24 protein-coding genes and 2 pseudogenes are annotated in these 26,890 nt (G+C 69.6%); 17 read left to right on the plus strand and 9 right to left on the minus strand.

All coding sequences use genetic code 11. From position 1 onward, the window contains the following. Positions 1-42: 42 nt before the first annotated feature. From pgl to tkt, 5 genes are read right to left on the minus strand one after another with little or no spacing between them, the layout of a single operon-like run. On the minus strand, positions 43-825 hold the full coding sequence (gene pgl / locus ABZ261_RS14030) for a 6-phosphogluconolactonase (RefSeq protein ID WP_356858760.1): 783 nt from the start codon (positions 823-825) through the stop codon (positions 43-45). Further along, positions 822-1,940, minus strand: a complete 1,119-nt coding sequence (gene opcA, locus ABZ261_RS14035) for a glucose-6-phosphate dehydrogenase assembly protein OpcA (protein ID WP_356858762.1) — start codon at positions 1,938-1,940, stop codon at positions 822-824. Before opcA ends, pgl begins: the two co-directional genes overlap by 4 nt. After that, positions 1,937-3,475 (minus strand): glucose-6-phosphate dehydrogenase, encoded by a 1,539-nt coding sequence (zwf, locus tag ABZ261_RS14040; RefSeq protein ID WP_356858764.1) that lies wholly within the window; start codon positions 3,473-3,475, stop codon positions 1,937-1,939. The genes opcA and zwf overlap by 4 nt, the downstream gene beginning before the upstream one ends. Position 3,476: 1 nt before the next feature. After that, complete coding sequence (tal, locus tag ABZ261_RS14045) at positions 3,477-4,595, minus strand: transaldolase (RefSeq protein ID WP_356858766.1); 1,119 nt, start codon at positions 4,593-4,595, stop codon at positions 3,477-3,479. A 33-nt stretch (positions 4,596-4,628) separates the two neighbouring features. Beyond that, on the minus strand, positions 4,629-6,716 hold the full coding sequence (gene tkt / locus ABZ261_RS14050) for a transketolase (RefSeq protein WP_356858768.1): 2,088 nt from the start codon (positions 6,714-6,716) through the stop codon (positions 4,629-4,631). Positions 6,717-7,079: 363 nt separating this feature from the next. On the opposite strand from tkt, the gene ABZ261_RS14055 reads away from it, so the two are divergent. Both ABZ261_RS14055 and ABZ261_RS14060 read left to right on the plus strand, forming a co-directional pair. Continuing rightward, positions 7,080-8,081 carry a heme o synthase gene (locus ABZ261_RS14055; RefSeq protein WP_356858770.1) on the plus strand — a complete coding sequence of 334 codons (1,002 nt, stop codon included), beginning with the start codon at positions 7,080-7,082 and terminating at the stop codon, positions 8,079-8,081. 89 nt (positions 8,082-8,170) lie between these two features. Continuing rightward, positions 8,171-8,491: a hypothetical protein gene (locus tag ABZ261_RS14060; RefSeq protein WP_356858772.1), complete on the plus strand. Its 321-nt coding sequence runs from the start codon at positions 8,171-8,173 to the stop codon at positions 8,489-8,491. Positions 8,492-9,351: 860 nt separating this feature from the next. Here the strand turns inward: ABZ261_RS14060 and ABZ261_RS14065 are convergent. From ABZ261_RS14065 to ABZ261_RS14075, 3 genes are all read right to left on the minus strand, one after another. After that, on the minus strand, positions 9,352-10,362 hold the full coding sequence (locus tag ABZ261_RS14065; protein ID WP_356858774.1) for a COX15/CtaA family protein: 1,011 nt from the start codon (positions 10,360-10,362) through the stop codon (positions 9,352-9,354). 111 nt (positions 10,363-10,473) lie between these two features. Continuing rightward, a complete protein-coding gene (locus ABZ261_RS14070; protein ID WP_356858776.1) occupies positions 10,474-11,247 on the minus strand; it encodes an ABC transporter permease in 774 nt (257 codons plus the stop codon). Further along, positions 11,244-12,167 (minus strand): ABC transporter ATP-binding protein, encoded by a 924-nt coding sequence (locus ABZ261_RS14075; RefSeq protein WP_356858778.1) that lies wholly within the window; start codon positions 12,165-12,167, stop codon positions 11,244-11,246. The genes ABZ261_RS14070 and ABZ261_RS14075 overlap by 4 nt, the downstream gene beginning before the upstream one ends. 606 nt (positions 12,168-12,773) lie before the next feature. Here ABZ261_RS14075 and ABZ261_RS14080 point away from each other — a divergent pair. The 15 genes and pseudogenes from ABZ261_RS14080 (at position 12,774) to ABZ261_RS14150 (ending at position 25,233) form a co-directional block, all read left to right on the plus strand. Next, positions 12,774-13,508, plus strand: a complete 735-nt coding sequence (locus ABZ261_RS14080; RefSeq protein WP_356858779.1) for a metalloregulator ArsR/SmtB family transcription factor — start codon at positions 12,774-12,776, stop codon at positions 13,506-13,508. Beyond that, positions 13,505-14,926: a Fe-S cluster assembly protein SufB gene (gene sufB, locus ABZ261_RS14085; RefSeq protein WP_356858781.1), complete on the plus strand. Its 1,422-nt coding sequence runs from the start codon at positions 13,505-13,507 to the stop codon at positions 14,924-14,926. Before ABZ261_RS14080 ends, sufB begins: the two co-directional genes overlap by 4 nt. A gap of 84 nt (positions 14,927-15,010) precedes the next feature. Then, positions 15,011-16,231 carry a Fe-S cluster assembly protein SufD gene (gene sufD, locus ABZ261_RS14090; RefSeq protein ID WP_356858783.1) on the plus strand — a complete coding sequence of 407 codons (1,221 nt, stop codon included), beginning with the start codon at positions 15,011-15,013 and terminating at the stop codon, positions 16,229-16,231. Beyond that, positions 16,228-16,545, plus strand: coding sequence for a non-heme iron oxygenase ferredoxin subunit (locus ABZ261_RS14095; RefSeq protein WP_356858785.1), 318 nt, complete (start codon positions 16,228-16,230; stop codon positions 16,543-16,545). Before sufD ends, ABZ261_RS14095 begins: the two co-directional genes overlap by 4 nt. Before the next feature lie 7 nt (positions 16,546-16,552). Next, entirely contained in the window at positions 16,553-17,317 is a 765-nt protein-coding gene (sufC, locus tag ABZ261_RS14100; protein ID WP_356858787.1) for a Fe-S cluster assembly ATPase SufC, read from the plus strand. Then, positions 17,314-18,570 carry a cysteine desulfurase gene (locus tag ABZ261_RS14105; RefSeq protein ID WP_356858789.1) on the plus strand — a complete coding sequence of 419 codons (1,257 nt, stop codon included), beginning with the start codon at positions 17,314-17,316 and terminating at the stop codon, positions 18,568-18,570. Before sufC ends, ABZ261_RS14105 begins: the two co-directional genes overlap by 4 nt. An 18-nt stretch (positions 18,571-18,588) precedes the next feature. After that, complete coding sequence (gene sufU, locus ABZ261_RS14110) at positions 18,589-19,056, plus strand: Fe-S cluster assembly sulfur transfer protein SufU (protein ID WP_356858791.1); 468 nt, start codon at positions 18,589-18,591, stop codon at positions 19,054-19,056. Continuing rightward, on the plus strand, positions 19,053-19,385 hold the full coding sequence (locus ABZ261_RS14115; protein WP_356858793.1) for a metal-sulfur cluster assembly factor: 333 nt from the start codon (positions 19,053-19,055) through the stop codon (positions 19,383-19,385). The genes sufU and ABZ261_RS14115 overlap by 4 nt, the downstream gene beginning before the upstream one ends. 238 nt (positions 19,386-19,623) lie before the next feature. Further along, the gene (dapD, locus tag ABZ261_RS14120) at positions 19,624-20,610 is read left to right on the plus strand and encodes a 2,3,4,5-tetrahydropyridine-2,6-dicarboxylate N-succinyltransferase (RefSeq protein WP_356858795.1); all 987 of its coding nucleotides are present in this window, start codon (positions 19,624-19,626) and stop codon (positions 20,608-20,610) included. Positions 20,611-20,953: 343 nt separating this feature from the next. After that, positions 20,954-21,838, plus strand: coding sequence for an S-4TM family putative pore-forming effector (locus tag ABZ261_RS14125; RefSeq protein WP_356858797.1), 885 nt, complete (start codon positions 20,954-20,956; stop codon positions 21,836-21,838). Between the two features lie 34 nt (positions 21,839-21,872). Next, the gene (locus tag ABZ261_RS14130; RefSeq protein ID WP_356858799.1) at positions 21,873-22,730 is read left to right on the plus strand and encodes a nucleotidyltransferase; all 858 of its coding nucleotides are present in this window, start codon (positions 21,873-21,875) and stop codon (positions 22,728-22,730) included. Between the two features lie 648 nt (positions 22,731-23,378). Next, positions 23,379-23,804: pseudogene (locus ABZ261_RS14135) on the plus strand (tyrosine-type recombinase/integrase); the annotation flags it as partial. Positions 23,805-24,141: 337 nt separating this feature from the next. Then, positions 24,142-24,465 carry a hypothetical protein gene (locus tag ABZ261_RS14140; RefSeq protein WP_356858801.1) on the plus strand — a complete coding sequence of 108 codons (324 nt, stop codon included), beginning with the start codon at positions 24,142-24,144 and terminating at the stop codon, positions 24,463-24,465. A 41-nt stretch (positions 24,466-24,506) separates the two neighbouring features. Continuing rightward, positions 24,507-24,655 (plus strand): annotated as a pseudogene (locus ABZ261_RS14145) (IS5/IS1182 family transposase); the annotation flags it as partial. A gap of 137 nt (positions 24,656-24,792) precedes the next feature. Continuing rightward, positions 24,793-25,233 (plus strand): glutaredoxin domain-containing protein, encoded by a 441-nt coding sequence (locus ABZ261_RS14150; protein WP_356858803.1) that lies wholly within the window; start codon positions 24,793-24,795, stop codon positions 25,231-25,233. 788 nt (positions 25,234-26,021) lie between these two features. On the opposite strand, the gene ABZ261_RS14155 is transcribed toward ABZ261_RS14150, so the two are convergent. Further along, on the minus strand, positions 26,022-26,873 hold the full coding sequence (locus ABZ261_RS14155) for a helix-turn-helix transcriptional regulator (protein WP_356858805.1): 852 nt from the start codon (positions 26,871-26,873) through the stop codon (positions 26,022-26,024). Positions 26,874-26,890 lie beyond the last annotated feature (17 nt).

A 26,890-nucleotide genomic window follows, 5' to 3' on the forward strand; every position in this document is an offset into this window, starting at 1 on the left:
GGCGGCGCGGAAGGTCCGCGGCCGCCCCCGTGTCTCACGGTCTCACGGCGAAGCCGGCGGATACAGCGAGCGCGGCAGCCGCGAGGCCGCCGCCGCGTCCAGCAGCCACAGGGTGCGGGACCGGCCGCGGGCGCCCGCCGCCGGGGCCTGGATCTCGCCCGCCCCGGACAGGGCGATCGCCGCGGCCTGCGCCTTGTCCTCGCCGGCCGCGAGGAGCCACACCTCGCGGGCCGCGCGGATCGCCGGGAGGGTGAGGGAGATCCGGGTCGGCGGGGGCTTGGGCGCCCCGCGCACGCCGACCACCGTGCGCTCGGTCTCCCGGACGGCCGGCAGCTCCGGGAAGAGCGAGGCCACATGGGTGTCCGGGCCGACGCCCAGCATCAGCACGTCGAAGGCCGGGACCGGGCCGTGGTTCTCCGGACCGGCCGCCTTGGCCAGCTCCGCCGCGTACGCCTCCGCCGCCGCGTCGACGTCCGTGCCGTACGGGCCGTCGGAGGCGGGCATGGCGTGCACGCGCTCCGGGTCCAGGGGCACGGAGTCCAGCAGGGCCTCGCGGGCCTGCGTGACGTTGCGCTCGGGGTCGCCCTCGGGGAGGTAGCGCTCGTCGCCCCACCACAGGTCGAGGCGGCCCCAGTCGACGGCGTCCCGGGCCGGAGCCGCCGCCAGCGCGGCCAGCAGGCCGTTGCCGTTGCGGCCGCCGGTGAGGACCACCGACGCGGTGCCCCGGGAGGCCTGCGCGTCCACGATCCTGGTGATCAGGCGGGCAGCGGCGGCCTGCGCCATCAGCTCCTTGTCGCGGTGGACGACCAGCTGCGGGGTGCTCACTTCGCCGTCGCCTTCCTCGCCGGGGCCTTCTTCGCGGTCTTGGCCGCCGCCTTCTTCGCGGGCGCCTTCGCGGCCTCCTCCACCGGCTCCGGCTCGGCCGCCGGTTCGTCCGTCCCGCGCCCGTCCGCTGCGGCCCCGTCCGCGGTGGTCTCGTCCGCGGTGGTCTCGTCCGCGGCGGGCTGCCGCGCGGCCGTCTTCAGCCGCTCCACCCCGTAGCGCAGCGCCGACGCGTAGGTGTCGTCCGGGTCCAGCCGGCGCAGCTCCTCCGCGATCAGCTCGGCGGTGTCCCGCCGCTTCAGCGCCACCGCGCGGGCCGGCTGCCCCTCGATGGACAGCGTGGCCAGCGAGCCGTCCGCCCGGTCCAGGACGATCGGGCCGCGGCTGGTGTCCATGCGGACCGCCGTCAGACCGGGACCGGACGACAGCGCGCGCTTCACCGGCACGTCCAGCCGGTCCGCGAGCCACATCGCCAGCAGCTCGCAGCTCGGGTTGAACTCCTCGCCCTCCACCTCGACGGCCTTCACCTCGCAGCCGACCTGGTCCAGGGCCGCCGCCAGCATCGAGCGCCACGGCGTGATCCGGGTCCAGGCCAGGTCGGTGTCGCCGGGCGTGTAGGCCGCGGCGCGGGCGGACAGCTCCCGCACCGGCTGCTCAGCGGCATAGGTGTCGGTGACCCGGCGCTGGGCCAGCGCGCCCAGCGGGTCCTTCGCCGGGTCCAGCGGGGCGTTCACCGGCCACCAGACGACCACCGGGGCGTCCGGCAGCAGCAGCGGCAGCACGACCGAGTCGGCGTGGTCGACGACCTCGCCGTACAGCCGCAGCACGACCGTCTCGCCGGTGCCCGCCTCCGCACCCACCCGCACCTCGGCGTCCAGCCGCGAGGTCGTGCGGTCGCGCGGGGAGCGGGAGACCCGCTTGATCACCACGAGCGTGCGCGAGGGGTGCTCGCGCGAGGCGTCGTTGGCGGCCTTCAGCGAGTCGTAGGCGTTCTCCTCGTCGGTGACGATCACGAGGGTGAGCACCATGCCGACGGCGGGCGTGCCGATGGCGCGGCGGCCCCGGACGAGCGCCTTGTTGATCTCTCCGGCGGTGGTGCCGGTCAGGTCTATCTTCATGGCCGGCGCCAGCTCCGTCCGTCTCGTGCGAGCATCTCGTCCGCCTCGGCGGGGCCCCAGGTGCCCGACGGGTACTGGGCGGGCCTGCCGTTCCGGTCCCAGTACTCCTCGATCGGGTCGAGGATCTTCCAGGACAGCTCGACCTCCTCCGTGCGCGGGAAGAGGTTGGCGTCGCCGAGCAGCACGTCCAGGATCAGCCGCTCGTACGCCTCCGGGCTGGACTCCGTGAACGACTCGCCGTAGGCGAAGTCCATGGACACGTCCCGGATCTCCATCGAGGTGCCCGGCACCTTCGAGCCGAACCGGACCGTGATGCCCTCGTCGGGCTGGACGCGGATGACGATCGCGTTCGAGCCCAGCTCCTCCGTCGCCGTGTGGTCGAAGGGGGAGTGCGGGGCCCGCTGGAAGACGACCGCGATCTCGGTGACGCGCCGGCCGAGGCGCTTGCCGGTGCGCAGGTAGAAGGGGACACCCGCCCAGCGGCGGTTGTCGATCTCCAGCTTGACCGCCGCGAAGGTGTCGGTCTTCGAGTTCGGGTCGATGCCCTCCTCCTCGAGGTAGCCGATGACCTTCTCGCCGCCCTGCCAGCCGGCCGCGTACTGCCCGCGGACCGTGTCGCGGCCCAGGTCCTTCGGCAGCCGCACGGCGCCGAGCACCTTGGTCTTCTCCGCGGCCAGCGCGTCCGCGTCGAAGGAGGCGGGCTCCTCCATCGCGGTCAGCGCGAGCAGCTGCAGCAGGTGGTTCTGGATGACGTCGCGGGCGGCGCCGATGCCGTCGTAGTAGCCGGCCCGGCCGCCGATGCCGATGTCCTCGGCCATCGTGATCTGCACATGGTCCACGAAGGACCGGTTCCAGATCGGCTCGAACATCGTGTTGGCGAAGCGCAGCGCCAGGATGTTCTGGACGGTCTCCTTGCCGAGGTAGTGGTCGATCCGGAACACCTGGTCCGGGGTGAACACCTCGTGCACGACCTTGTTCAGCTCCTCGGCCGACTTCAGGTCGTGGCCGAACGGCTTCTCGATGACCGCGCGCCGCCAGGAGCCGCCGCTCTGCTCGGCCAGGCCGTGCTTCTTCAGCTGCTGGATGACCACCGGGAAGGAACGCGGCGGCACCGACAGGTAGAAGGCGAAGTTGCCGCCCGTGCCCTGCGCCCGGTCCAGCTCCTCGATGGTGGCGCGCAGCCGCTCGAACGCCTCGTCGTCGTCGAAGGTGCCCTGGACGAAGCGCATCCCCTGGATGAGCTGCTGCCAGACCTCCTCCCTGAACGGCGTGCGGGCGTGCGCCTTGACGGCGTCGTGGACCTCGGCGGCGAAGTCCTCGTGCTCCCACTCGCGACGGGCGAAGCCCACCAGCGAGAAGCCCGGCGGCAGCAGGCCCCGGTTGGCGAGGTCGTACACGGCCGGCATCAGCTTCTTGCGGGACAGGTCGCCCGTGACGCCGAAGATGACCAGGCCCGACGGCCCCGCGATGCGCGGGAGCCGCCGGTCGGCCGGGTCACGAAGCGGGTTCGCTCCGGAACCGGAAACGGGTGACAACTCAGCCCTCCGAAGGGGCGAGGCGCTCGAGCTCCGCCTGGGTCGACTTCAGCAGGTCGTTCCAGGACGCCTCGAACTTTTCGACGCCCTCGGTCTCCAGCACCTGCACGACGTCGTCGTAGGAGATGCCGAGCTTCTCCAGCGCGTCCAGGTCGGCGCGCGCCTGCTCGTAGGTGCCGGCGATGGTGTTGCCGGTGATCTCGCCGTGGTCCTCGGTGGCCTCCAGCGTGGCCTCCGGCATGGTGTTGACCGTGTTCGGCGCGACCAGCTCGGTGACGTAGAGGGTGTCCGGGTAGGCCGGGTCCTTCACGCCGGTCGACGCCCACAGCGGACGCTGCTTGTTGGCGCCCGCCTGCTCCAGCGCGTGCCAGCGGTCGGAGGAGAAGACCTCCTCGTACGCCTGGTAGGCGAGGCGGGCGTTGGCGAGGGCGGCCTTGCCGCGCAGCGCCTTGGCCTCGTCGGTGCCCAGGGCGTCCAGCCGCTTGTCGATCTCGGTGTCCACCCGGGACACGAAGAAGGACGCCACGGAGTGGATCCCGGACAGGTCCAGGCCGCGCTCCTTGGCCTTCTCCAGGCCGGAGAGGTAGGCGTCCATGACCGCGCGGTAGCGCTCCAGCGAGAAGATCAGCGTGACGTTGACGCTGATGCCGAGGCCGATGACCTCGGTGATCGCCGGGATGCCCGCCATCGTGGCCGGGATCTTGATCAGGGTGTTCGGGCGGTCCACCAACCAGGCCAGCTGCTTGGCCTCGGCGACGGTCGCGTGCTCGTCGTGCGCGAGGCGCGGGTCCACCTCGATGGAGACCCGGCCGTCCCGGCCGTCCGTGGCGTCGTAGACCGGGCGCAGGATGTCGGCGGCGTCGCGGACGTCCGCCGTGGTGATCATGCGGATGGCCTCTTCGACGGTGACCTTGCGGGCCGCGAGGTCCGACAGCTGCCGGTCGTAGCCGTCGCCCTGGGAGATCGCCTTCTGGAAGATCGTCGGATTGGTGGTGACGCCCACGACGTGCTGCTGGTCGATCAGCTCCGCGAGGTTGCCGGACGTGATCCGCTTGCGCGACAGGTCGTCCAGCCAGATCGCGACGCCTTCCTCGGAGAGGCGCTTGAGTGCGTCTGTCATGGAATTACATCTCCTACGTGTCGTATGTGAGCGTCAGCGCTGAGCGTCGGCGAGGGATTCCCGCGCCTTCGCGGCCACGTCCTCGGCGGTGAAACCGAACTCCCGGAAGAGCACCTTGCCGTCGGCGGAAGCACCGAAGTGCTCCAGCGAGACGATGCGGCCGGCGTCCCCCACGTACTTGTGCCAGGTGAGGCCGATGCCGGCCTCCACGGCGACACGGGCCTTCACGGACGGCGGCAGCACGGCTTCCCGGTACCCCTGGTCCTGCTGCTCGAACCACTCCACGCACGGCATCGACACCACGCGGGTGGGCACGCCCTCGGCCTGCAGCCGCTCACGCGCCTCGACCGCCACATGCACCTCGGAACCGGTGGCGATCAGGACGACCTGCGGCTCGCCGCCCTCGGCCTCGAACAGGACGTAACCGCCACGCGCGGCGTCCTCGTTCGGCTCGTAGGTCGGCACGCCCTGCCGGGTGAGCGCGAGGCCGTGCGGCTGGCCCTTGCCGAACTCCTTGGTCCAGCGCTTGAGGATCTCCCGCCAGGCGATCGCGGTCTCGTTGGCGTCCGCCGGGCGCACGACGTTCAGGCCCGGGATCGCGCGCAGCGAGGCCAGGTGCTCCACCGGCTGGTGGGTCGGGCCGTCCTCGCCCAGACCGATGGAGTCGTGCGTCCACACGTACGTCACCGGCAGGTGCATCAGGGCCGACAGGCGCACCGCGTTGCGCATGTAGTCGGAGAAGACCAGGAAGGTGCCGCCGTAGACACGGGTGTTGCCGTGCAGCGTGATGCCGTTCAGCTCCGCGGCCATGGAGTGCTCGCGGATGCCGAAGTGGACGGTGCGGCCGTACGGGTCGGCCTCCGGCAGCGGGTTGCCCTCGGGCAGGAAGGAGCTGTTCTTGTCGATCGTCGTGTTGTTCGACCCGGCGAGGTCGGCGGAGCCGCCCCACAGCTCGGGGATCACCGCGCCGAGCGCCTGCAGCACCTTGCCGGACGCGGCACGCGTCGCGACGCCCTTGCCGGGCTCGAAGACCGGGATCTTGTCCTCCCAGCCGGCGGGCAGCTCGCCCCTGCTGATCCGGTCGAACTCGGCGGCACGCTCGGGGTTGCCGTCCCGCCACACCTGGAGGGACTTCTCCCACTGCGCCTTCGCCTCGGCGCCGCGCTCCAGCGCCTTGCGGGTGTGGGCGATGACCTCGTCGGCGACCTCGAAGGTCTTCTCCGGGTCGAAGCCGAGGACGCGCTTGGTGGCCGCGACCTCCTCCTCGCCGAGCGCCGAGCCGTGCGCGGCCTCGGTGTTCTGCGCGTTCGGCGCCGGCCAGGCGATGATCGACCGCATCGCGATGAACGACGGCCGGTCCGTGACCTTCTTCGCCTCCTGGATCGCGGCGTAGATCGCCTGCGGGTCCAGGTCGCCGTTCTCCTTCGGCTCGACGCGCTGCACGTGCCAGCCGTAGGCCTCGTACCGCTTGACGGTGTCCTCGGAGACGGCCGTCTCGGTGTCGCCCTCGATCGAGATGTGGTTGTCGTCCCACAGCAGGATCAGGTTGCCGAGCTTCTGGTGGCCGGCCAGCGAGGACGCCTCGGCGGAGATGCCCTCCTGGAGGCAGCCGTCACCGGCGATGCAGTAGACGTAGTGGTCGAAGGGGGACTCGCCGGCGGGCGCGTCCGGGTCGAACAGACCGCGCTCGTAGCGGGCGGCCATCGCCATGCCCACCGCGTTGGCGACACCCTGGCCCAGCGGACCGGTGGTGGTCTCCACGCCCTTGGTGTGCCCGTACTCCGGGTGGCCGGGGGTCTTGGAGCCCCACGTCCGGAACGCCTTCAGATCGTCCAGCTCCAGGCCGAAGCCGGCCAGGTAGAGCTGGGTGTAGAGGGTCAGGGACGAGTGGCCGGCGGACAGCACGAAGCGGTCGCGCCCGACCCACTCCGGGTCGGCCGGGTCGTGCCGCATCACCTTCTGGAAGAGGGTGTAGGCGGCCGGGGCCAGGCTCATCGCCGTACCGGGATGGCCGTTGCCGACCTTCTGTACGGCGTCTGCGGCCAGGACACGGGCGGTGTCCACGGCCCGCTGGTCCAGTTCGGTCCACTCGAGGGCTGTGGTGGTCGGCTTGGTGCTCACCCTGGGTCAGGGCTCCTCTCCACATGTCGGTCGCCGGTCTTCGGGGCATGCCCCCACCCGGCCGCCGACGGGCTTGTCGCCCGCCGGCGCTGTCGAGCCTACCCCCGTGGGGACGTGCGCCTTTTCGAGCGTTTCCAGACTGCCGGGACTCGATGCCACATGCCTTCCCGACCGGCCGGGAAGGCATGTGGCACATGAATACGGAGCCGCTCATCTGACTGCTCAATCGAGCCTGTGTGCGCACGCCGGACCGGCCCGGCGAACACGACCCCACCCCCGCGACAGGCCGGGGTATGGGCAACGTCTACAGTGGCGTGGTACGCGCGAGCCTTCACCCACACGTCACTCGGGGGGCTTGCTGGGATGTCTCTGTCAGGGGTGTGCGTGACGGCCGTCGAATCCCGTCCTGGGGGCACCTCCCGGGCCCTTGAGGGTCTGGGGGAGGGTGCGCTCGGAGCGAGCCAGAACCCGGTCCACCGGCCGTTCGGGGCCCGTGTCAAGGCGTTCGTGGCGCTGACCAAGCCGCGGATCATCGAGCTGCTGCTCATCACGACCGTGCCGGTGATGTTCCTGGCGCAGCAGGGCGTGCCCGACCTGCGGCTGGTGCTGCTGACCTGTGTCGGCGGCTACCTCTCGGCGGGCGGCGCCAACGCGCTGAACATGTACATCGACCGGGACATCGACGCCCTGATGGACCGGACCTCCCAGCGCCCGCTGGTGACCGGCATGGTCAGCCCCCGCGAGTGCCTGGTCTTCGGCATCACCCTCGCCGTCGTCTCGACGCTGCTGTTCGGGCTCACCGTCAACTGGCTGAGCGCATGGCTGTCACTCGGGGCGCTCCTCTTCTACGTCGTCGTCTACACGATGATCCTCAAGCGGCGTACCTCGCAGAACATCGTGTGGGGCGGCATCGCGGGCTGCATGCCGGTGCTGATCGGCTGGTCGGCCGTGACGAACTCGATCTCCTGGGCGCCGGTCGTCCTCTTCCTGGTGATCTTCTTCTGGACGCCGCCGCACTACTGGCCGCTGTCCATGAAGGTCAAGGACGACTACGCGCGCGTGGGCGTGCCGATGCTTCCGGTCATCGCCTCCAACAAGGTCGTCGCCCGGCAGATCGTCGTCTACAGCTGGGTGATGGTCGCGGTCTCCCTGCTGCTCACCCCGCTCGGGTACACGGGCTGGTTCTACACGGCGGTCGCGCTGGCCTCGGGCGGCTGGTGGCTGTGGGAGGCGCACGCGCTGCAGAACCGGGCCAAGGCCGAGGTGACGGGCGCGAAGCTGAAGGAGATGCGGCTGTTTCACTGGTCGATCACCTATGTGTCGCTGCTCTTCGTGGCGGTCGCGGTCGACCCGTTCCTGCGCTGACGCGCGCCGGGCGCCCGCAGGAGCGCGCCGGGCGTATCTCACAGGGCTCTGCCCTCGCCAGTCGATCTACCCATGAGTAGCATCCTGGCATGGCAGACACGCAGCAGGTTGACCCGAAGGCCGAGCGCAAGGCGGCCCGGCTCGCCCACCAGATCAGCGCCTTCGCCAAGTCGCACGGCGGCGCCGAGGGCCAGGTGTCCTACCTCGGCGAGCGCGGCGCCCGCATCGTCCTCGTCGGCCAGGACGGCGGCTGGGGCGACCTCGTGGCCCCCAGCCACGCCATCGCCGAGCAGGCTGTCCGGAAGGCCGGCATCACGGTCCACGAGTCCTTCGACGGCGAGTTCGCGGCGAAGGTGACGACGGGACCGTACGAGTGGAAGCGGATGGCCGGTATCCAGGTGGGCGGCTGAACAGCCGGACCGCGGGGGCGCGGGCCCGCGTGCGGGAAGGCGCCGTCGGGATGACCGGAACGCCGTGCCCCGCGGGCCGGTCCCACGGGTCCCACGGCGTCCACGTGGCCCGGCGGGCACAGCGCTCGTCCGTGAGCCGCCGTCCCGCGTCCTGAGGGGGGCTGAGCCGTCGAGGGCGCGCGGCGGGTGCAGGCGGGTGCAAGGACTGGCGCGAGAACCGGTGACGGCGGTCCGGCAGTCCGGAAACCCGGCTCGGTCGCCGTCGTACCGGCCGTGACGAGGGTGGCGGGGGCCCCGTTCGAGCCCGCGCCACGCGACCGGCCGCGCGACGCTGTGCGCGGGCGGTGCCACCGGGAGCCGGGGGACTGCGACCGGGCCGCGGACCGGTGCGGCCGGGCGTCGGCCCGGCTGCTGCGCCCGCGGCGGCCCGCCCTTCGGACCGTTCGGCCGCGGCGGATCGCGCAGGCGGCGGCTGGACGTGCGGGACCGCCCGGGGAGCGGGCCGCCGACCTCGGTGGGGGGGCGCCGGTGTCCGGTGCCCGGTGAGGCGGATGGTCGGGGAGGAGTCGTGGCCCCCGCCGAGAAACAGGATCCGGGCAGCCCGGCTCGTCCACCGGGGCCGGTCGGGTGTGCCCGCCTCGCCCCCGCTGCTCTCCCTCCGCCGCGGGGCGAGGGCCGTGGGGCGAGGGCCGCGGGTGCGCCTCGCGCAGGGCGCCCGGACGGGTCCGCGCGGCCCTCGGGAGCGCACCGGCGTCCCCCGGCCCGCCGAGCCGCGCCCCGCTCCGCCCGGCGAGGACGGGACGGCACGCCGAGCCTGCCTCGGCCCGGCGATCGACGCCCCGGTCAGGCGTGCGGGTGCGTCACACGCGGGCGCCGGCCGGTGCTTCGGCCGAGGCGCCCGGCAGGTCCGCGGTGAGCGCCGGGCGCTCCCGCAGGGACAGCTGGACGCGCAGCACCCAGATCCACATCACCGCGGAGCCCAGCATGTGGGCGGCGACGAGGGCCTCCGGCAGGTGGGTGAAGTACTGGACGTACCCCAGCGTCCCCTGGCACAGCAGCACGACGAACAGCTCACGCGTCCGCGCCCGCGGTGCCTGCGGCGCGTCCACCGCCTTCAGCACGAACCACAGGGCGAACGTCAGCGTGACCACGATCCAGGCGAGCACCGCGTGCAGCTTGGCGACCGTCTCCCAGTCGATCGGGATGCGGTCGACCTCGCTGGAGTCCCCGGCGTGCGGCCCGGCGCCGGTCACCACCGTGCCGACCGCGATGAGCAGCACGGACGCCAGCACCAGCACCCACACCAGCTGCTGCACGGCCGCGCCGACCAGCGGACGCGGCGCCCCGTCGCCCTCCCGGGCCCGCTGCCACATCACCGTGGCGACCGCGATCAGCGCCGAGGAGAGCAGGAAGTGGGCGGCGACCGTGTACGGGTTGAGGCCGACCAGGACCACGATGCCGCCCAGCACCGCGTTGCCCATGACCACCCAGAACTGCGCCCAGCCCAGCCGGGTGAGGCTGCGCCGCCAGGGCTTCTCGGCACGGGCGGCGACGATGGCCCAGCCGACGGCCGCGCACAGCACGTAGGTCAGCATGCGGTTGCCGAACTCGATGACCCCGTGGACGCCCATCGCCCGGGTGGTGGTCAGCGAGTCGTCGGTGCAGGTGGGCCAGGTGGGGCAGCCCAGACCCGAGCCGGTCAGCCGGACGGCGCCGCCGGTCACGACGATGACCACCGACATCACGAGCGCGGCGAGCGCCGCCCGCCGGACGGTCCGGGGGTCCGGGGTCCAGCGGTCGGCGATGAAGGCGAGCGGGTTGCGCAGGGCCGCCTCGGCGTCGGCGCGGTTCAGCTTTGGCACGCCCACCATCGTAGGGCGCGGCTTGTGCACACGTTCACGAGGGTGGCTCCCGCCGGGGCGCGCAGCCGCGTCCGGGCCGCCCTCACCCACGCTCCGTCGCCGCCCGCACCCGGCCCGGGGTCATTCCCAGCGGAAGAACGCCCCGGCCGCGGCCAGTCCCGCCGCCGCCCAGACGGCGAGGATCCCCAGGTCGCCCCAGGGCATGCCGGAGCCGTGCTGGAGGACGTCCCGAAGGCCGTCGGAGAGCGCGGAGATGGGCAGCAGCCCCAGCACCTGCTGTCCCGCCGGGCCGAACTTCTCCAGCGGGACGACGACCCCACCGCCGACGAGCAGCAGCAGGAAGACCAGGTTGGCGGCGGCCAGCGTCGCCTCCGCCTTTAGGGTGCCCGCCATCAGCAGACCGAGCCCGGAGAAGGCGGCCGTGCCGAGGACCAGCAGCAGCAGGACGGCCGCCGGGCTGCCGTGCGGGGACCAGCCCAGCGCGAAGGCGATGACGGTCAGCAGGACGACCTGGAGGACCTCGGTGACCAGCACCGACGCCGTCTTCGCGGCCATCAGGGCCCAGCGCGGCAGCGGAGAGGCGGCGAGCCGCTTCAGGACGCCGTAGCGGCGCTCGAAGCCCGTGGCGATGGCCTGGCCGGTGAAGGCCGTCGACATCACGGCGAGCGCCAGGACGCCGGGGGCGAGGAAGTCGACCGCCCTGCCCTTGCCGGTGTCCACGATGTCGACCGAGCTGAAGAGGACCAGCAGCAGGGTCGGGATGACGACGGTCAGCAGCAGCTGCTCGCCGTTGCGCAGCAGCATCTTCGTCTCCAGCGCCGCCTGCGCCGCGATCATGCGGGGAAGGGGCGCCGCACCCGGCTTCGGGGTGTAGGCGCCCGGCGCGGTGGTCATGAACGCAGCTCCTTGCCGGTCAGTTCCAGGAAGACGTCCTCCAGCGTGTGCCGCTCCACCGAGATCCGGTCCGGCATCACCCCGTGCTGGGCGCACCAGGACGTCACGGTGGCCAGCAGCTGCGGGTCGACCTTGCCGACGACCCGGTAGGAGCCCGGGGTCAGCTCGGCGGCCGTGCAGTCGGCCGGGAGCGCCTTGAGCAGGGAGCCGACGTCGAGGCCGGGGCGGCCGGTGAAGCGCAGCGTGTTCTCGGCGCCGCCCCGGCACAGCTCCTCCGGGGAGCCCTGGGCGACGACCCGGCCGCCGTCGATGATCGCCACGTCGTCGGCGAGCTGCTCGGCCTCCTCCATGTGGTGCGTGGTGAGGATCACCGAGACGCCGTCGGCGCGCAGGTCCCGCACCAGGTCCCAGGCGGCCCGGCGGGCCTGCGGGTCCAGGCCGGCGGTCGGCTCGTCGAGGAACACCAGCTCCGGGCGGCCCACGACGGCCATGGCGAGCGCGAGCCGCTGCTGCTGGCCGCCGGACAGCCGGCGGTAGGCGGTCCGGCCGCACGAGCCCAGGCCCAGGCGCTCGATCAGGGCGTCCACGTCCAGCGGATGCGCGTGCAGTCTCGCCACGTGCCGCAGCATCTCCTCCGCGCGGGCGCCCGAGTAGACGCCGCCGGACTGGAGCATCACGCCGATGCGGGGCCGCAGCTCGGCGGACTGCCGCACCGGGTCGAGACCCAGGACGCGCACCGTGCCGGAGTCCGGCGTGCGGTACCCCTCGCAGGTCTCGACCGTGGTCGTCTTCCCCGCCCCGTTGGGGCCGAGCACGGCGGTCACGCCCGGCCCGGCCACCAGGTCGAGGCCGTCCACCGCGGTCTTCGTGCCGTACCGCTTCACCAGGGCCTGGACCTGGACCACGGGCTCACTTCGCATGGCCCAGAGTCTAGGGAGAGCGCGTGGTCCTCAGGCGGGCGGGTGGGGAAAGCACTCCTCGCGGAGCCGGTGGCCGCCGGTGCTCTTCGCGGCGTGCGGGCCGAGGCGGGAGGGGCAGCTGCGGAGGGGCGTTGCGCAGGGCGCCCGGCCGGGACCGCATCGCCCCGGGGATCAGGCGGCCCCGCGCGACGGGGTGATCAGCGGGCCGTGCGGGGGCCGGGTGGCCCGGATGCCGGCGTCCCCGAAGGGCCCAGTGGGGCGACGATTTCCCCGACCGCGGCGACGGGCCCTGCGCCGACCCGGCCGGGGAGCGGAGCGAGGAGTGCACGCGGAGGATCCCGCCCCTTTCGGCACCGAGCCGGCGCAGCCGCTGGGCCGTGGTGTCCTGAGCGACAAGAGGGCCGGTCGGAGGGGGTGTGGACGCCCTTCGGGAGTCGCTCCGACGGGTGCGCGCGGCCCCACCGCCCGCCCGCGCGGGGCGCCGGACCGGCCGGCCGGAAGATCGTTGCCGCAGGTCGGATTAGGTGTGCCTAAGTGACGCAGGGCACCGCCGGGTGATCCGGACGTCGCTTGTCAGGCTTCGCGGAATTACGCAACAATGGCGTTGTGAAAAACGTCGGCGAGGCTCGGGAGACCCCGGTGGGAACCCCGCAGGAGGAACTCGCGACCGGTGAGCGCTCCACGCGCAACCGGGTCGCGCGGTCCATCCTGGACCATGGGCCGTCGACCGTCGCCGAACTCGCCGGCCGGCTGGGACTGACCCAGGCGGCCGTCCGGCGTCACCTGGACGCGCTGGTCGCCGACGACGTCGTGGAGGCACGCGAACAGCGGGTGTACGGCACGCGCACACGCGGCCGGCCCGCCAAGGTCTTCGCGCTCACCGACTGCGGCCGGGACGCCTTCGACCAGTCGTACGACAAGCTCGCCGCGGACGCGCTCCGCTGGATCGCCGAGCAGGGGGGCGGCCCCCAGGCGGTCGCCGCCTTCGCCCGCGCCCGGATCACCGCGCAGGCGAGCGCGTACCGCGAGGCCGTCGAGGCCGCGAGCCCCGACAAACGCGCCGAAGCGCTGGCCAAGGCCCTGAGCGCCGACGGGTACGCTGCTACGGCACGCAGCGCCCCGGTCGGCGAGCAGCTCTGCCAGCACCACTGCCCGGTCGCCCACGTCGCCGAACAGTTCCCGCAGCTGTGCGAGGCGGAGACGGAAGTCTTCGCGGAGCTGCTGGGTACCCACGTCCAGCGACTGGCGACCATCGCGCACGGCGACGGCGTCTGCACGACGTTCATTCCCAAGATTTCCACTGACGCACCTGCAAGCACGGCCGGGAGGAACCCCGCATGACTCTCCCCACGGAGACTGCCCACCCCGAACTCGAGGGCCTGGGCAAGTACGAATACGGCTGGGCCGACTCCGACGTGGCCGGTGCCTCCGCCAGGCGCGGCCTCGACGAGGAGGTCGTCCGCGACATCTCGGCGAAGAAGTCCGAGCCGGAGTGGATGACCAAGCTGCGCCTGAAGGGCCTGAAGCTCTTCGAGAAGAAGCCGATGCCGAACTGGGGATCGGACCTGTCGGGCATCGACTTCGACAACATCAAGTACTTCGTGCGCTCCACGGAGAAGCAGGCGGAGTCCTGGGAGGACCTGCCCGAGGACATCAAGAACACCTACGACAAGCTGGGCATCCCGGAGGCCGAGAAGCAGCGTCTCGTCGCCGGTGTCGCCGCCCAGTACGAGTCGGAGGTCGTCTACCACCAGATCCGCGAGGACCTGGAGGAGCAGGGCGTCATCTTCCTCGACACCGACACCGCCCTGAAGGAGCACCCGGAGCTCTTCAAGGAGTACTTCGGCACGGTCATCCCGGCCGGTGACAACAAGTTCGCGGCGCTGAACACCGCCGTGTGGTCCGGCGGCTCCTTCATCTACGTGCCGAAGGGCGTGCACGTCGAGATCCCGCTCCAGGCCTACTTCCGGATCAACACCGAGAACATGGGCCAGTTCGAGCGGACCCTGATCATCGTCGACGAGGGCGCCTACGTGCACTACGTCGAGGGCTGCACGGCCCCGATCTACAAGTCGGACTCCCTGCACTCCGCGGTCGTCGAGATCATCGTCAAGAAGAACGCCCGCTGCCGCTACACGACCATCCAGAACTGGTCGAACAACGTCTACAACCTGGTCACCAAGCGCGCCGTGGCCTACGAGGGCGCGACCATGGAGTGGATCGACGGCAACATCGGCTCCAAGGTGACGATGAAGTACCCGGCCGTCTACCTGATGGGCGAGCACGCCAAGGGCGAGACCCTGTCCATCGCCTTCGCGGGCGAGGGCCAGCACCAGGACGCGGGCGCCAAGATGGTGCACATGGCGCCGAACACGTCGTCCAACATCGTCTCGAAGTCCGTGGCGCGCGGCGGCGGCCGCACCTCGTACCGCGGTCTGATCGAGATCGGCGAGGGCGCCGCCGGATCGAAGTCCAACGTGCTGTGCGACGCGCTGCTCGTCGACACGATCTCCCGGTCGGACACCTACCCGTACGTCGACGTCCGCGAGGACGACGTGTCCATGGGCCACGAGGCCACCGTCTCCAAGGTCTCCGAGGACCAGCTCTTCTACCTGATGAGCCGCGGCCTCTCCGAGGACGAGGCCATGGCGATGATCGTGCGCGGCTTCGTCGAGCCGATCGCCAAGGAGCTGCCCATGGAGTACGCGCTGGAGCTCAACAGGCTGATCGAGCTGCAGATGGAGGGCGCGGTCGGCTGACCCGCCACCCGTCACCGTAGCCAGCGGCCCGCCTTCGGGGCGGGCCGAGGAACGCAACGCAGGAAAGAGAGCAGACCGACAGCCATGGCTGAGGCCCAGAACTCCCCCACTCTCGGCTCCGCTCGAGCGGGGAGCCCGCCACCCGTGGGATCCACCACCGCGGGCTCGATCGCGGTCGCCGCGGAGTCGACCGTCGTCTCGCGCATGAGCGCGCCCCCCTCCTTCGACGTGGCGGACTTCCCCGTCCCGCACGGCCGCGAGGAGGAATGGCGCTTCACCCCGCTGGAGCGGCTGCGCGGCCTGCACGACGGCACCGCCGTGGCGAACGGCGACGGCGTGAAGGTCGACGTCCAGGCCCCCGAAGGCGTCGTCGTGGAGACCGTCGGCCGGGACGACGCACGGCTCGGCAGGGCCGGCACCCCGGTGGACCGCGTCGCCGCCCAGGCCTACTCCGCCTTCGAGAAGGCCTCGGTCGTGACCGTCCCGAAGGACACCGTCCTCACCGAGCCGATCCGCATCGCGGTGCACGGCCAGGGCGGCACCGCCTTCGGCCACCAGGTGATCGAGCTGGGCGCCTTCGCCGAGGCCGTCGTGGTCATCGACCACACCGGCGACGCGGTGCTCGCCGCCAACGTCGACTACCTCCTGGGCGACGGCGCCAAGCTGACCGTCGTCTCCGTCCAGGACTGGGACGACAAGGCCGTCCACGTCGCCCAGCACAACGCGCTGGTCGGCCGGGACGCCTCCTTCAAGTCCGTGGTCGTCACCTTCGGCGGCGACGTGGTACGCCTGCACCCGCGCGTGTCGTACGCCGGCACCGGCGGCGAGGCCGAGCTGTTCGGCCTGTACTTCACCGACGCCGGCCAGCACCAGGAGCACCGCCTGCTGGTCACCCACAACACCCCGCACTGCAAGTCGAACGTCGTCTACAAGGGCGCGCTGCAGGGCGAGGACGCGCACGCGGTGTGGATCGGCGACGTGCTCATCGAGGCCGAGGCCGAGGGCACGGACACCTACGAGATGAACCGCAACCTGGTCCTCACCGACGGGGCGCGCGTCGACTCGGTGCCGAACCTGGAGATCGAGACCGGCGAGATCGTCGGCGCCGGCCACGCCTCCGCCACCGGCCGCTTCGACGACGAGCAGCTGTTCTACCTGATGGCCCGCGGCATCCCGGAGCACGAGGCGCGCCGCCTGGTGGTCCGCGGCTTCTTCGCCGAGCTGGTCCAGCAGATCGGCGTCGCCGACATCGAGGAGCGTCTGCTCGCCAAGATCGCGCAGGAGCTGGAGGCGTCGGTCGCATGACCTTCGTACGCGCCTGCGGGCTGAGCGAGCTGGAGGACGACACCCCGAAGCGGGTGGAGCTCGACGGCACCCCCGTCTCGGTCGTGAAGACCGAGGGCGAGGTGTTCGCCATCCACGACATCTGCTCCCACGCGAACGTCTCCCTCTCCGAGGGCGAGGTGGAGGACTGCCAGATCGAGTGCTGGCTGCACGGCTCCGCGTTCGACCTGCGCACCGGCAAGCCGTCCGGCCTCCCGGCCACGCGCCCCGTCCCCGTATACCCCGTAAAGATCGAAGGGGACGACGTTCTCGTCTCCCTCACCCAGGAGTCCTGAGGCACCCATGGCAACGCTTGAAATCCGAGACCTGCACGTCACCGTCGAGGCCGACAACGCCACGAAGGAGATCCTCAAGGGCGTCGACCTCACCGTGAAGCAGGGCGAGACGCACGCCATCATGGGCCCCAACGGCTCCGGCAAGTCGACCCTCGCCTACTCGCTCGCGGGGCACCCCAAGTACACCGTCACCGGCGGCACCGTCACCCTCGACGGCGAGGACGTCCTGGAGATGTCCGTCGACGAGCGCGCCCGCGCGGGCCTGTTCCTGGCGATGCAGTACCCGGTCGAGGTCCCCGGCGTCTCGGTCTCCAACTTCCTGCGCACCTCCGCCACCGCCATCCGCGGCGAGGCCCCCAAGCTGCGCACCTGGGTGAAGGAGGTCAAGGAGGCCATGGAGCGCCTCCACATCGACCCCTCCTTCGCCGAGCGCAACGTCAACGAGGGCTTCTCCGGCGGTGAGAAGAAGCGCCACGAGATCCTCCAGCTCGAACTGCTCAAGCCGAAGGTCGCGGTCCTCGACGAGACCGACTCCGGCCTGGACGTCGACGCGCTGCGCATCGTCTCCGAGGGCGTCAACCGCGTCCGCGAGACCGGCGAGGTCGGCACCCTGCTGATCACGCACTACACGCGCATCCTGCGCTACATCAAGCCCGACCACGTCCACGTGTTCGCCGGCGGCCGCATCGTCGAGTCCGGCGGCCCCGAGCTCGCGGACAAGCTGGAGAACGAGGGCTACGAGGCTTACGTGAAGGGTGGCGCATCCGCGTGACACAGCTGCCGGGCCTCCTCGACACCGAGGCGCTCCGCAAGGACTTCCCGATCCTGGACCGCGTGCTCCACGACGGCAGGAAGCTCGTGTACCTGGACAACGCGGCGACCTCGCAGACGCCGCGCCAGGTGCTCGACGTGCTCGCCGAGTACTACGAGCAGCACAACGCCAACGTCCACCGGGGCGTGCACGTGCTCGCCGAGGAGGCCACGGCGCTGTACGAGGGCGCGCGCGACAAGGTCGCCGAGTTCATCAACGCGCCGAGCCGCGACGAGGTGATCTTCACCAAGAACGCCTCCGAGTCGCTGAACCTCGTGGCGAACATGCTGGGCTGGGCCGACGAGCCCTACCGGGTGGACCACGAGACCGAGATCGTCATCACGGAGATGGAGCACCACTCCAACATCGTGCCGTGGCAGCTGCTCGCGCAGCGCACGGGCGCGAAGCTGAAGTGGTTCGGCCTCACCGACGACGGCCGCCTCGACCTGTCCGACATCGACGAGATCATCACCGAGAAGACGAAGATCGTCTCCTTCGTGCTGGTGTCGAACATCCTGGGCACGGTCAACCCGGTCGAGACGATAATCCGCCGCGCCCAGGAGGTCGGTGCGCTCGTCTGCATCGACGCCTCCCAGGCCGCCCCGCACATGCCGCTGGACGTGCAGGCACTGCAGGCCGACTTCGTCGCCTTCACCGGCCACAAGATGTGCGGCCCGACCGGCATCGGCGTCCTGTGGGGCCGCCAGGAACTGCTGGAGGACCTCCCTCCGTTCCTCGGCGGCGGCGAGATGATCGAGACCGTCTCGATGCACTCGTCCACCTACGCCCCCGCCCCGCACAAGTTCGAGGCGGGCACGCCCCCGATCGCCCAGGCGGTCGGCCTCGGCGCGGCGATCGACTACCTCCGGTCGATCGGCATGGACCGGATCCTCGCCCATGAGCACGCGCTCACCAAGTACGCGGTGGAGCGCCTGGCGGAGGTTCCGGACCTGCGGATCATCGGCCCGACCACGGCCGAGGACCGGGGTGCGGCGATCTCCTTCACCCTGGGCGACATCCACCCGCACGACGTCGGCCAGGTCCTCGACGAGCAGGGCATCGCGGTCCGCGTCGGCCACCACTGCGCACGCCCGGTCTGCCTCCGCTACGGAATTCCCGCGACCACGCGAGCGTCGTTCTATCTGTACTCCACGCCGGCCGAGATCGACGCACTGGTCGAGGGGCTGGAGCACGTACGGAACTTCTTCGGCTGAGGGGCGTGAGCTGACACCGTGAAGCTGGACTCGATGTACCAGGACGTCATCCTGGACCACTACAAGAACCCGCACGGGCGTGGTCTGCGGGACGGCGACGCCGAGGTGCACCATGTGAACCCGACGTGCGGCGACGAGATCACCCTCCGCGTGAAGTACGACGGCACCAGGGTCGAGGACGTCTCCTACGAGGGCCAGGGCTGCTCGATCAGCCAGGCCAGCGCCTCCGTCCTCAACGAACTGCTGGTCGGCAAGGACCTGTCCGAGGCGCGGCGGATCCAGGAGACCTTCCTGGAGCTGATGCAGTCCAAGGGCCGGATCGAGCCGGACGACGCGATGGAGGAGGTGCTGGAGGACGCGGTCGCGTTCGCCGGTGTCTCCAAGTACCCGGCGCGGGTCAAGTGCGCCCTCCTGAGCTGGATGGCGTGGAAGGACGCGACGGCCCAGGCGCTGGACGGCGCCGACGCCGAAAGGAAGACCGCATGAGCGACACCGTCGAGATGAAGCCGGCCTCCGAGGAGGAACTCCGCGAGGCCCTGATGGACGTCGTCGACCCCGAACTGGGCATCGACGTGGTCAACCTCGGCCTGATCTACGGCATCCACATCGACGACTCCAACGTGGCCACGGTCGACATGACCCTGACCTCGGCGGCCTGCCCGCTGACGGACGTCATCGAGGACCAGGCCAGGTCCGCCACGGACGGCCTGGTCAACGAGCTGCGCATCAACTGGGTCTGGATGCCGCCGTGGGGCCCGGACAAGATCACGGACGACGGCCGCGAGCAGCTGCGCGCGCTCGGGTTCAACGTCTGACGGCGCCCGGGACGAAGCCCGCGACAGGGGCCGTGGCCGCGTGCCACGGCCCCTGTCGCATGCCCGGGCCGCCCGCCCGGCGGCGCAGGGCGGACGGCCGTCACCGCGCCCGGAGAACCGGCGGCGCGGCGGGCGGCCGGTGCGGCCGGCCGGCTCGCCCGGGTGATCCCCGGACCACGCGCCCGGCACAGGGGACGCGGTTAGCCCTCACCGCCCCGCCCGCGTTAGGTTTTCTCCCATGACCGACTCTGCTACCCGTACCACCGGCGCCGTCGCCGCCGGCCTCGCCACGATCGCCTCCGACGGCACCGTCCTCGACACCTGGTTCCCGGCCCCCGAGCTGGTCGAGGAGCCGGGCCCCGCCGGCACCGAGCGGCTGACCGCCGAGCAGGCGGCGGAGCTGCTGGGCGGCGGAGCGACCGCGGCGACCGGCCCGGACACCCGCCGGGGCGTCGAGGTGGTCGCGGTCCGCACGGTCATCGCCTCCCTGGACGAGAAGCCGATCGACGCGCACGACGTCTACCTGCGCCTGCACCTGCTCTCGCACCGCCTGGTCAAGCCGCACGGGCAGAACCTGGACGGCGTCTTCGGCCACCTGGCCAACGTCGCCTGGACCTCGCTCGGCCCGGTCGCCGTGGACGACGTCGAGAAGGTCCGGCTGAACGCCCGCGCCGAGGGCCTGCACCTGCAGGTGACCTCGATCGACAAGTTCCCGCGCATGACCGACTACGTCGTCCCGAAGGGCGTCCGCATCGCCGACGCCGACCGGGTCCGTCTCGGCGCGCACCTCGCGTCGGGCACGACGGTCATGCACGAGGGCTTCGTCAACTTCAACGCCGGCACGCTCGGCACGTCCATGGTCGAGGGCCGGATCTCCGCGGGCGTCGTGGTCGGCGACGGCTCGGACATCGGCGGCGGCGCCTCCACGATGGGCACCCTGTCCGGCGGCGGCAACGTCGTCATCTCCATCGGCGAGCGCTGCCTGATCGGCGCCGAGGCGGGCGTCGGCATCGCGCTCGGCGACGAGTGCGTGGTCGAGGCGGGCCTGTACATCACCGCGGGCACCCGCGTCACCATGCCCGACGGCCAGATCGTCAAGGCCCGCGAGCTCAGCGGCGCCTCCAACATCCTCTTCCGCCGCAACTCGGTCACCGGCACGGTGGAGGCCCGCCCCAACAACGCGGTCTGGGGCGGCCTGAACGACATCCTGCACAGCCACAACTGACCACGGGCGGCCGTGACCTGCGGCCGCCGAACCGATCAACGCCCTGACCTGCTGCCGAGCTGTCGGCAGTTGTCGACGTTGGTCATCACTGAGCGCCCTTCCACGGCCCGAGGACGGCCCGGGAGGGCGCTGGTGCGTTAAGGACACGCTGATGAGTGCGGGAGGGCGGAGCAGCGCATGTCACTGCGCTCGCGGGACGCAGGTCGGTAGCGCACCTACTTGCGGCGGCTTTGATGCACGAGACGCACCGATGGTTGTCGGATTTGGTCGTCGGTGGTCGAACTGCTGGGCTACCATCAGGCCTTGACAAGGGGTCAGACCGGGGCGTTCGAGGCAAGGTGTTGTGACACGCATATTTGAGACACAGAACTCTGCAACCTGCATAAAGCTTTTGGGCGCCCAAAGGCGACTCTATTCCGATGCGAAGAATATATACAATCTTAGGGTAACCCTCGTTTTCACCTCAAGTATTCTCAGTGTTTTGGCCGCATCGACATTCCCTGGTGCTCGACTGTATATAGGTGCCGGGTCAGCTTTTGTCGGATTTGGGGTCAGTCTCCTCGGGTCGGCCAGGGAGAAGAGAAAGGCGCGTGAAGCCTCATCGGTGCAGGAGTTGTTCGACGTTACAGTTTTCGGGCTGCCGTGGAACGATATTCTTGCGGAGCGTCCATCTAACTCCCTCATCAATGAGGCCGCACTAAGATATCCCAAGAATGATCTTCATGACTGGTATACGGATACTCAATCCGTCCCGCGCCCGCTCGATGTGCTGATATGTCAGCGCAGTAACCTGGGCTGGTCAATTTCTGCCCATCGTGCTTGGGCGGCGACAATCGCTGGTTTCACGCTCCTCCTCATCTGCTGCACGACGGCACTTTCTCTGCTGCTAAATGCATCGCTTGCGGGTGCGATTGTTGGCTTCTATCTTCCTCTTCTGCCCTCGGTGAAGGAAGCGGTGGAGATTTGGCGAGCCAATGTGGATAGTCTGCAGACAAAACAAAAGGCTGAGGGCAAGGCCCTTGCCATGTGGCGTCGTGCCATAGAGCAAGGCGAGCAGCCAAGCGAAAATGACTGTCGACAGCTTCAAGACTGCATTTTGATAAGCAGGCAAAGTAACGCGCCGATTCCTGACTGGTTTTACAGGAGGCGCAAGAAGAGGAGTCAGAAGACCATGGACATGTCCGTCGATGACTTTGTGCACGAAGTCACCGAGGCTGGCCTGGCCTAGGGCTAACTCTGGACAATCTGAGAGGTGATTCTGCATGGCAAAGACCGTGGATCAGGCATTCTCCGAGCTGATCTCCAAACTCACTCCTACACCCATGCAGTTCGAGGCCGCTAGTAAGCACCGTCAGGAAATCGAGTCTTGCTTGGACAACAGGCTGGGTATTTTCCGCCTCTTCGAGACCGGATCATTGAGACATGGCACTGGGGTTCGGAACCATAGCGATTCGGACTTCATGGTTAGCCTGAAGGGAGATCGCCCATCGTCGGACACCGCGCTAGCACGAGTTAAATCGGCCCTGTCTGCTCGGTATCCTCTGACCTCGATAAGAGTCTCTAGGCCTGCCGTTGTTTGCAAGTTCTGGAACGGAGATATTGAGGTCACCCCTGCCTATATCAGATCGGCGGACGGAGATTTTTCCTACTGGATCCCGGCGCCAGGTGGCGACTGGATCATTTCTTCCCCTGATGCTCACAATAAGTATGTGACGGAGGTTAATACCAGGCCGGGCATCTCGGGCTCCGCCAAGCACATGGCCCGTCTATTGAAGGGGTGGAAGTATTTCAATGACGTTCCCGTGTCGTCGTTTTACCTTGAGATGAGGGCTGCCGAATACATTTCGCGGCAATCTGCCGTCGTCTGGGTGTACGACATGTGTTATCTGTTCGAGGAATTGCGGTCGCATGGTCTCGCCGCCATGAATGACCCAAAAAGAGTCTCTGGGCGAATCAATCCGTGCAGCTCGGATTACTCTAAAGGAATATCGCTGAGCAAAGTAAGTAGTGCAGCGAACCGTGCTCGGCGTGCCCTTGAGGCTTACAAGAACGAGAAACACGCGGACGCATTCACCGCGCTTAACCTTCTGTTTAACGGTAAGTTTCCAAGCCGATGGTGATCGCCTGGCTGCGTACGCCGGGCGGTGGAGTCTCAATAACCCGGTCACCCTTGCCCGGGCCTTTGGAGCACCAGTTTGGAAGATCGCGTACGTGGGGCGCCGCTCACCTAGGGCTGTGTTGATCTGCGTGTTCCTGGCGCGCTTGCCGCTTGTTCCCCGTGGCTCCCCCTGACGTGCCTTGCGAACTGGCACACGAGGGGCACGGGCGGCCGTGTGTCTCGTGTATCGTTGGTGCCCCAATCGCTTAACCACTTGGTGCGCCCAGCTTCGGGAGCACGCCGCTGTAGGCGTGCATGAGCTTCTCTTGATCTCAGGTGGTGACTGAACTGCGGGCCCTCTTGGCCTGCGCGGAGGCCACCTGATGACATTCTGGGCTTATCTGATCATGGCCCTCAAGCTTCGCTTCACCCCGCTGATGCGTGAAGTAAGCCGTTGGGACCTTGGCAGGAGGGCTTTGGCGAAGTGCAAGAGGGACGACGTTCCCGCTGTGCTTGAAGCGCTCCGATTCGACAAGGATCGTGGTTGACGAGTCCTGCTGCGTGGTCACGAGGTCGGCGTAGCGACTTTGGCCGGGAGCTGCTTTAGCGCGAGTGATCATGGCCCCGTAAGCTTCCGGCGCGTCGGGCAGTCTGTGGACCTGCCCGCGCGTTGGCCGATCACATCACGAGGCACGAGCCGGTAGAGGTCACGCTGCCCTGGAAGACTCTGGACGGCCCGCCCGTCTCGGCCTCCCTGCTGTTCGCCAACGCTCGGAATAAGGCTCTGGCTCTGCACCGGAACCGCTTCAACCAGTACGTGTGGCGACCGGCTCTCGCATCCGCCGGCATCCCCCTGGGACGCGAAAACGGCATGCACGCCCTCCGCCACTTCTACGCCTCGGTGCTCCTGGACGCAGGGGAGAGCATCAAGGCCCTGAGCGAGTACCTGGGCCACCACGACCCGAGCTTCACCCTGCGCACGTACACGCACCTGATGCCGAACAGCGAGGCGCGCACCCGGGCCGCCGTGGACCGCGTCTTCCAGGCCCCGGGGAGCGCCGAGGACGGCCCCGAGACGGCCCCTGGGGCAGGCTGACCCCCTGGCCTGCATCGCGATCAGAACAGCCATAACTGACCACGGGCGGCCGTGACCTGCGGCCGCCGAACCGATCAACGCCCTGACCTGCTGCCGAGCTGTCGGCAGTTGTCGACGTTGGTCATCACTGAGCGCCCTTCCACGGCCCGGAAGGGCGTTCGTGCGTTGGATGCCAACGTGTGATCTAGCTCTAGGCACCGGGCACTTGTCGGGCTTCCACTCAGGTCGCTGCGACCGAGAGGCGCAGCCGTGAACTGGAGACACACGGCCCGTATTTGAGCGACTTTGTGATCTTGGTGATGAGACGCTGACATCGATCATCGTTCCTGAGGAACCGATGCTTGAAGAACTGGACGAGCGTTTCATGGACATGCGCGCCGTCGATCGTGGATCGCTTATGATCCTCCGAGGCACGCCCGGGGCAGGGAAGCCCACTTTCCTTGACACGGTCGGCTTCTTTCGCCAGCACGTCTCAACTCGCCGAATCCCCGTGATGCAAATGTCGCGCAGGATCTTCGTGAATCCGTGGATGCAGACAACACCATTGTCGTGTTCGAGGGGCGTGAGGCGCTGGGTGACGTTTCCGGACCTGAAATCGAATCCGCATGAAATTCGTCAGGTCCGAGCAGGGGAGGCGTTCTCTTGTTGTCTGGCCGACTGACCGCGATGATCTCACGGAGCTCCCAGTTGGGATTCAAGAGAGTCCTGGACACCCAGAGTGTCCATGTGGCCGCCGGGGTCCCCGCCTCCACGAGCGGCCACGATCCGGCCAAACGGGTGTCCGGCCGCAAGCGCGGCCTTGCCGTGGACGTTCTCGGCCTGTCATCGCGGTCGTCGTCCTCGCCGCGAACACCCAGGTAGACGTCGGCAGCTTCACCAGGAAGCAGGAGCGGCCGAGCACCGCGGCCAGCGGCCCTGCTCTTGACCAGCTGGAAATGGACACCAGCGCACGCTTCCCTTATACGCGCCACCGATAGCCTGCGTCATCATGACGCGCGCATGGATCTTGCCGATACTCTTCCTGGTCTGCGGCTCGCTCGTTGCGACCGTATGGGCGGTCAGGGCGTTTCCCGGCGCCGCCGTTCCCCTGCTACTGCTCATGTTTGTCCTGCTCGCGGGACTGAACTCACCGCTGGCGTTCCCCCGGTCGATCAGCGCGATGGAGGCTCAGCGCCGCAGCGCGGTCGACGGCCGACCGATCGTCTACTGGAGGGCCGGCTGCAAGTACTGCCTGCGCCTGCGGATCCGGTTGGGCCGCAGCGCCAACCAGCTGCACTGGGTCGACATCTGGCGCGACCCGGCTGGGGCGGCGGCGGTGAGGGCAGTCAACGACGGCGACGAGACCGTACCGACCGTCATGGTGGCGGGCCAGCCGCACGTCAACCCCGATCCCGGATGGGTGCGTGCACAGCTCTCTCCCACCACATGAGCGGCCCCGTCCCTGCCGCACACAGAAACGGACATCAACTTACGAACCGCCCTCTAAAGGGGGGGCGCCGGTGAACGTTGCCGCGACATGGAAGTGTTGGCCGAACAGGGCATAACGGTGCTGATCAGGGCTGACGCCGAGCGGATGGCAGAGAGACGTAAGCCGTGGACCTTCGTAGCCAGCGGGGCCCCGCTGCGTGAGGACGTCCTTGTGCGAACCGATGCCGCGTCGGTGGAGCAATGCCTCGCAGCGCGTTTGCCCTGCCTGCGTGAGCTGTACTTTTCGTTCCCTGAGTGAGGGAGCGTCGTCGCGCTTCACCGTGTGGGGTCGCCGGGGGGCGTATCCTCACCGACGTCGATGGAATGTTGGCCCCCGGCGCCCTTTTGCAAGGGCATCGAATTCTAGTGGTCAGGCGCACCGCTCTGTCCAGCAAATGCGCTGACGTCCAGTTATATGTGCCCTCCGCACTATATGCATGCCCTGTGGGATGAGGCTGCGGCCAGCCTGTGGAATGCATGTAGCGGGCGGCGACGCGGGCGGCGTTCAGGGGATTGCCTGCGCCTCGGGTGTTCGACTCGTTGGGCCATTCGCTAGCACATGGGCCGAGAGGCCCATGTGCGCCGACGAGCAACATGGGCGTCCACGCCGGCCAGAGCCAGCCCGGAGAGGGATCCGGGAGCCGTCACACCGGCCGGGGCCGTTACGGCTTCGCGCACCCGCTCGGCCGACCGCCGGCGGGCCCGGTACGCCTCCTGCCGCGATGATGCTCGCGGCGGCTGGGTGTGGCGCTACCGCGGGTGGTGACTTGCTTGCGCTCCAAGGACGTTCAGCAGGGCCAAGGCTTCGGCGCCGGGGGATCCCGGCGGCGCGCTGTAGAGCACGAGGTACTGGTCGCGGTCGGTGAGGGTGAGGGTGTCGCAGTCGACGGTGACCTCGCCGACGGTCGGGTGGTGGAAGGTCTTCGTGAGCATCGGCGCGGCCTGTACGTCGCGCCGTTCCCAGAGCCGGGCGAAGTCGGGGCTGGCATCGCGGAGTTCGTCGACGAGGCCGCTCACCGCGGGATCGGTGGGGTAGCGGGCGAGGGTGGTGTGGAGCTGCATCACGACGCTGAGGCGGAAGTCGGCGGCGTCGGAGATCCCGTACAGCGGCGCATCGGCGCGCTGCGGCCCGGGGAAGGCCCTGCGGGCGAGGTTGCGGTCCTTACGGGCGAGCGGGGTGAAGTCCTCCATGAGCGCGGCCGCGAGGTCGTTCCAGGCGAGGACCTCGCATGCGGCGGACATCACGAAGCCGGCCGTCTGGGGCAGCCGCTCCAGGAGCGCGAGGATGCTGGGGCGAACATCGCGCCGGTGCTGTCGGGTGCGGTTCGGCGCGGTGCCCGCGAGGACGTGGAGGTGGTCGGACTCTGCGTCGGTGAGCCGCAGCGCTCCCGCGATGGCGGCCAGGACGTCGCCCGAGGGGCGTGGCGCCCGGCCCTGCTCGAGCCGGATGTAGTACTCCGTGGAGACATGCGCGAGGACCGCTGCTTCCTCGCGGCGAAGACCTGGTGTGCGGCGTCGCGGGCCGGAGGGGAGGCCGACGTCCTGCGGGCGGAGCCGCTCGCGGCGGCTGCGGAGGAACGCCCCGAATTCCCGTTTGTCCATACGCCCAGTGTGCGCGC

The sequence above is a fragment of the Streptomyces sp. NPDC006193 genome, from assembly GCF_040613915.1.
Taxonomy (GTDB): domain Bacteria; phylum Actinomycetota; class Actinomycetes; order Streptomycetales; family Streptomycetaceae; genus Streptomyces.

Bases quoted from the DNA above. Each gene is read 5' to 3' on its own strand.
- opcA (WP_356858762.1), bottom strand. From the start codon at position 1,940: ATGAAGATAGACCTGACCGGCACCACCGCCGGAGAGATCAACAAGGCG.
- tal (WP_356858766.1), bottom strand. From the start codon at position 4,595: ATGACAGACGCACTCAAGCGCCTCTCCGAGGAAGGCGTCGCGATCTGG.
- ABZ261_RS14055 (WP_356858770.1), top strand. From the start codon at position 7,080: ATGTCTCTGTCAGGGGTGTGCGTGACGGCCGTCGAATCCCGTCCTGGG.
- ABZ261_RS14060 (WP_356858772.1), top strand. From the start codon at position 8,171: ATGGCAGACACGCAGCAGGTTGACCCGAAGGCCGAGCGCAAGGCGGCC.
- ABZ261_RS14065 (WP_356858774.1), bottom strand. From the start codon at position 10,362: ATGGTGGGCGTGCCAAAGCTGAACCGCGCCGACGCCGAGGCGGCCCTG.
- ABZ261_RS14070 (WP_356858776.1), bottom strand. From the start codon at position 11,247: ATGACCACCGCGCCGGGCGCCTACACCCCGAAGCCGGGTGCGGCGCCC.
- ABZ261_RS14075 (WP_356858778.1), bottom strand. From the start codon at position 12,167: ATGCGAAGTGAGCCCGTGGTCCAGGTCCAGGCCCTGGTGAAGCGGTAC.
- sufB (WP_356858781.1), top strand. From the start codon at position 13,505: ATGACTCTCCCCACGGAGACTGCCCACCCCGAACTCGAGGGCCTGGGC.
- sufD (WP_356858783.1), top strand. From the start codon at position 15,011: ATGGCTGAGGCCCAGAACTCCCCCACTCTCGGCTCCGCTCGAGCGGGG.
- ABZ261_RS14095 (WP_356858785.1), top strand. From the start codon at position 16,228: ATGACCTTCGTACGCGCCTGCGGGCTGAGCGAGCTGGAGGACGACACC.
- sufC (WP_356858787.1), top strand. From the start codon at position 16,553: ATGGCAACGCTTGAAATCCGAGACCTGCACGTCACCGTCGAGGCCGAC.
- ABZ261_RS14115 (WP_356858793.1), top strand. From the start codon at position 19,053: ATGAGCGACACCGTCGAGATGAAGCCGGCCTCCGAGGAGGAACTCCGC.
- dapD (WP_356858795.1), top strand. From the start codon at position 19,624: ATGACCGACTCTGCTACCCGTACCACCGGCGCCGTCGCCGCCGGCCTC.
- ABZ261_RS14130 (WP_356858799.1), top strand. From the start codon at position 21,873: ATGGCAAAGACCGTGGATCAGGCATTCTCCGAGCTGATCTCCAAACTC.
- ABZ261_RS14140 (WP_356858801.1), top strand. From the start codon at position 24,142: ATGCTTGAAGAACTGGACGAGCGTTTCATGGACATGCGCGCCGTCGAT.
- ABZ261_RS14150 (WP_356858803.1), top strand. From the start codon at position 24,793: ATGACGCGCGCATGGATCTTGCCGATACTCTTCCTGGTCTGCGGCTCG.
- ABZ261_RS14155 (WP_356858805.1), bottom strand. From the start codon at position 26,873: ATGGACAAACGGGAATTCGGGGCGTTCCTCCGCAGCCGCCGCGAGCGG.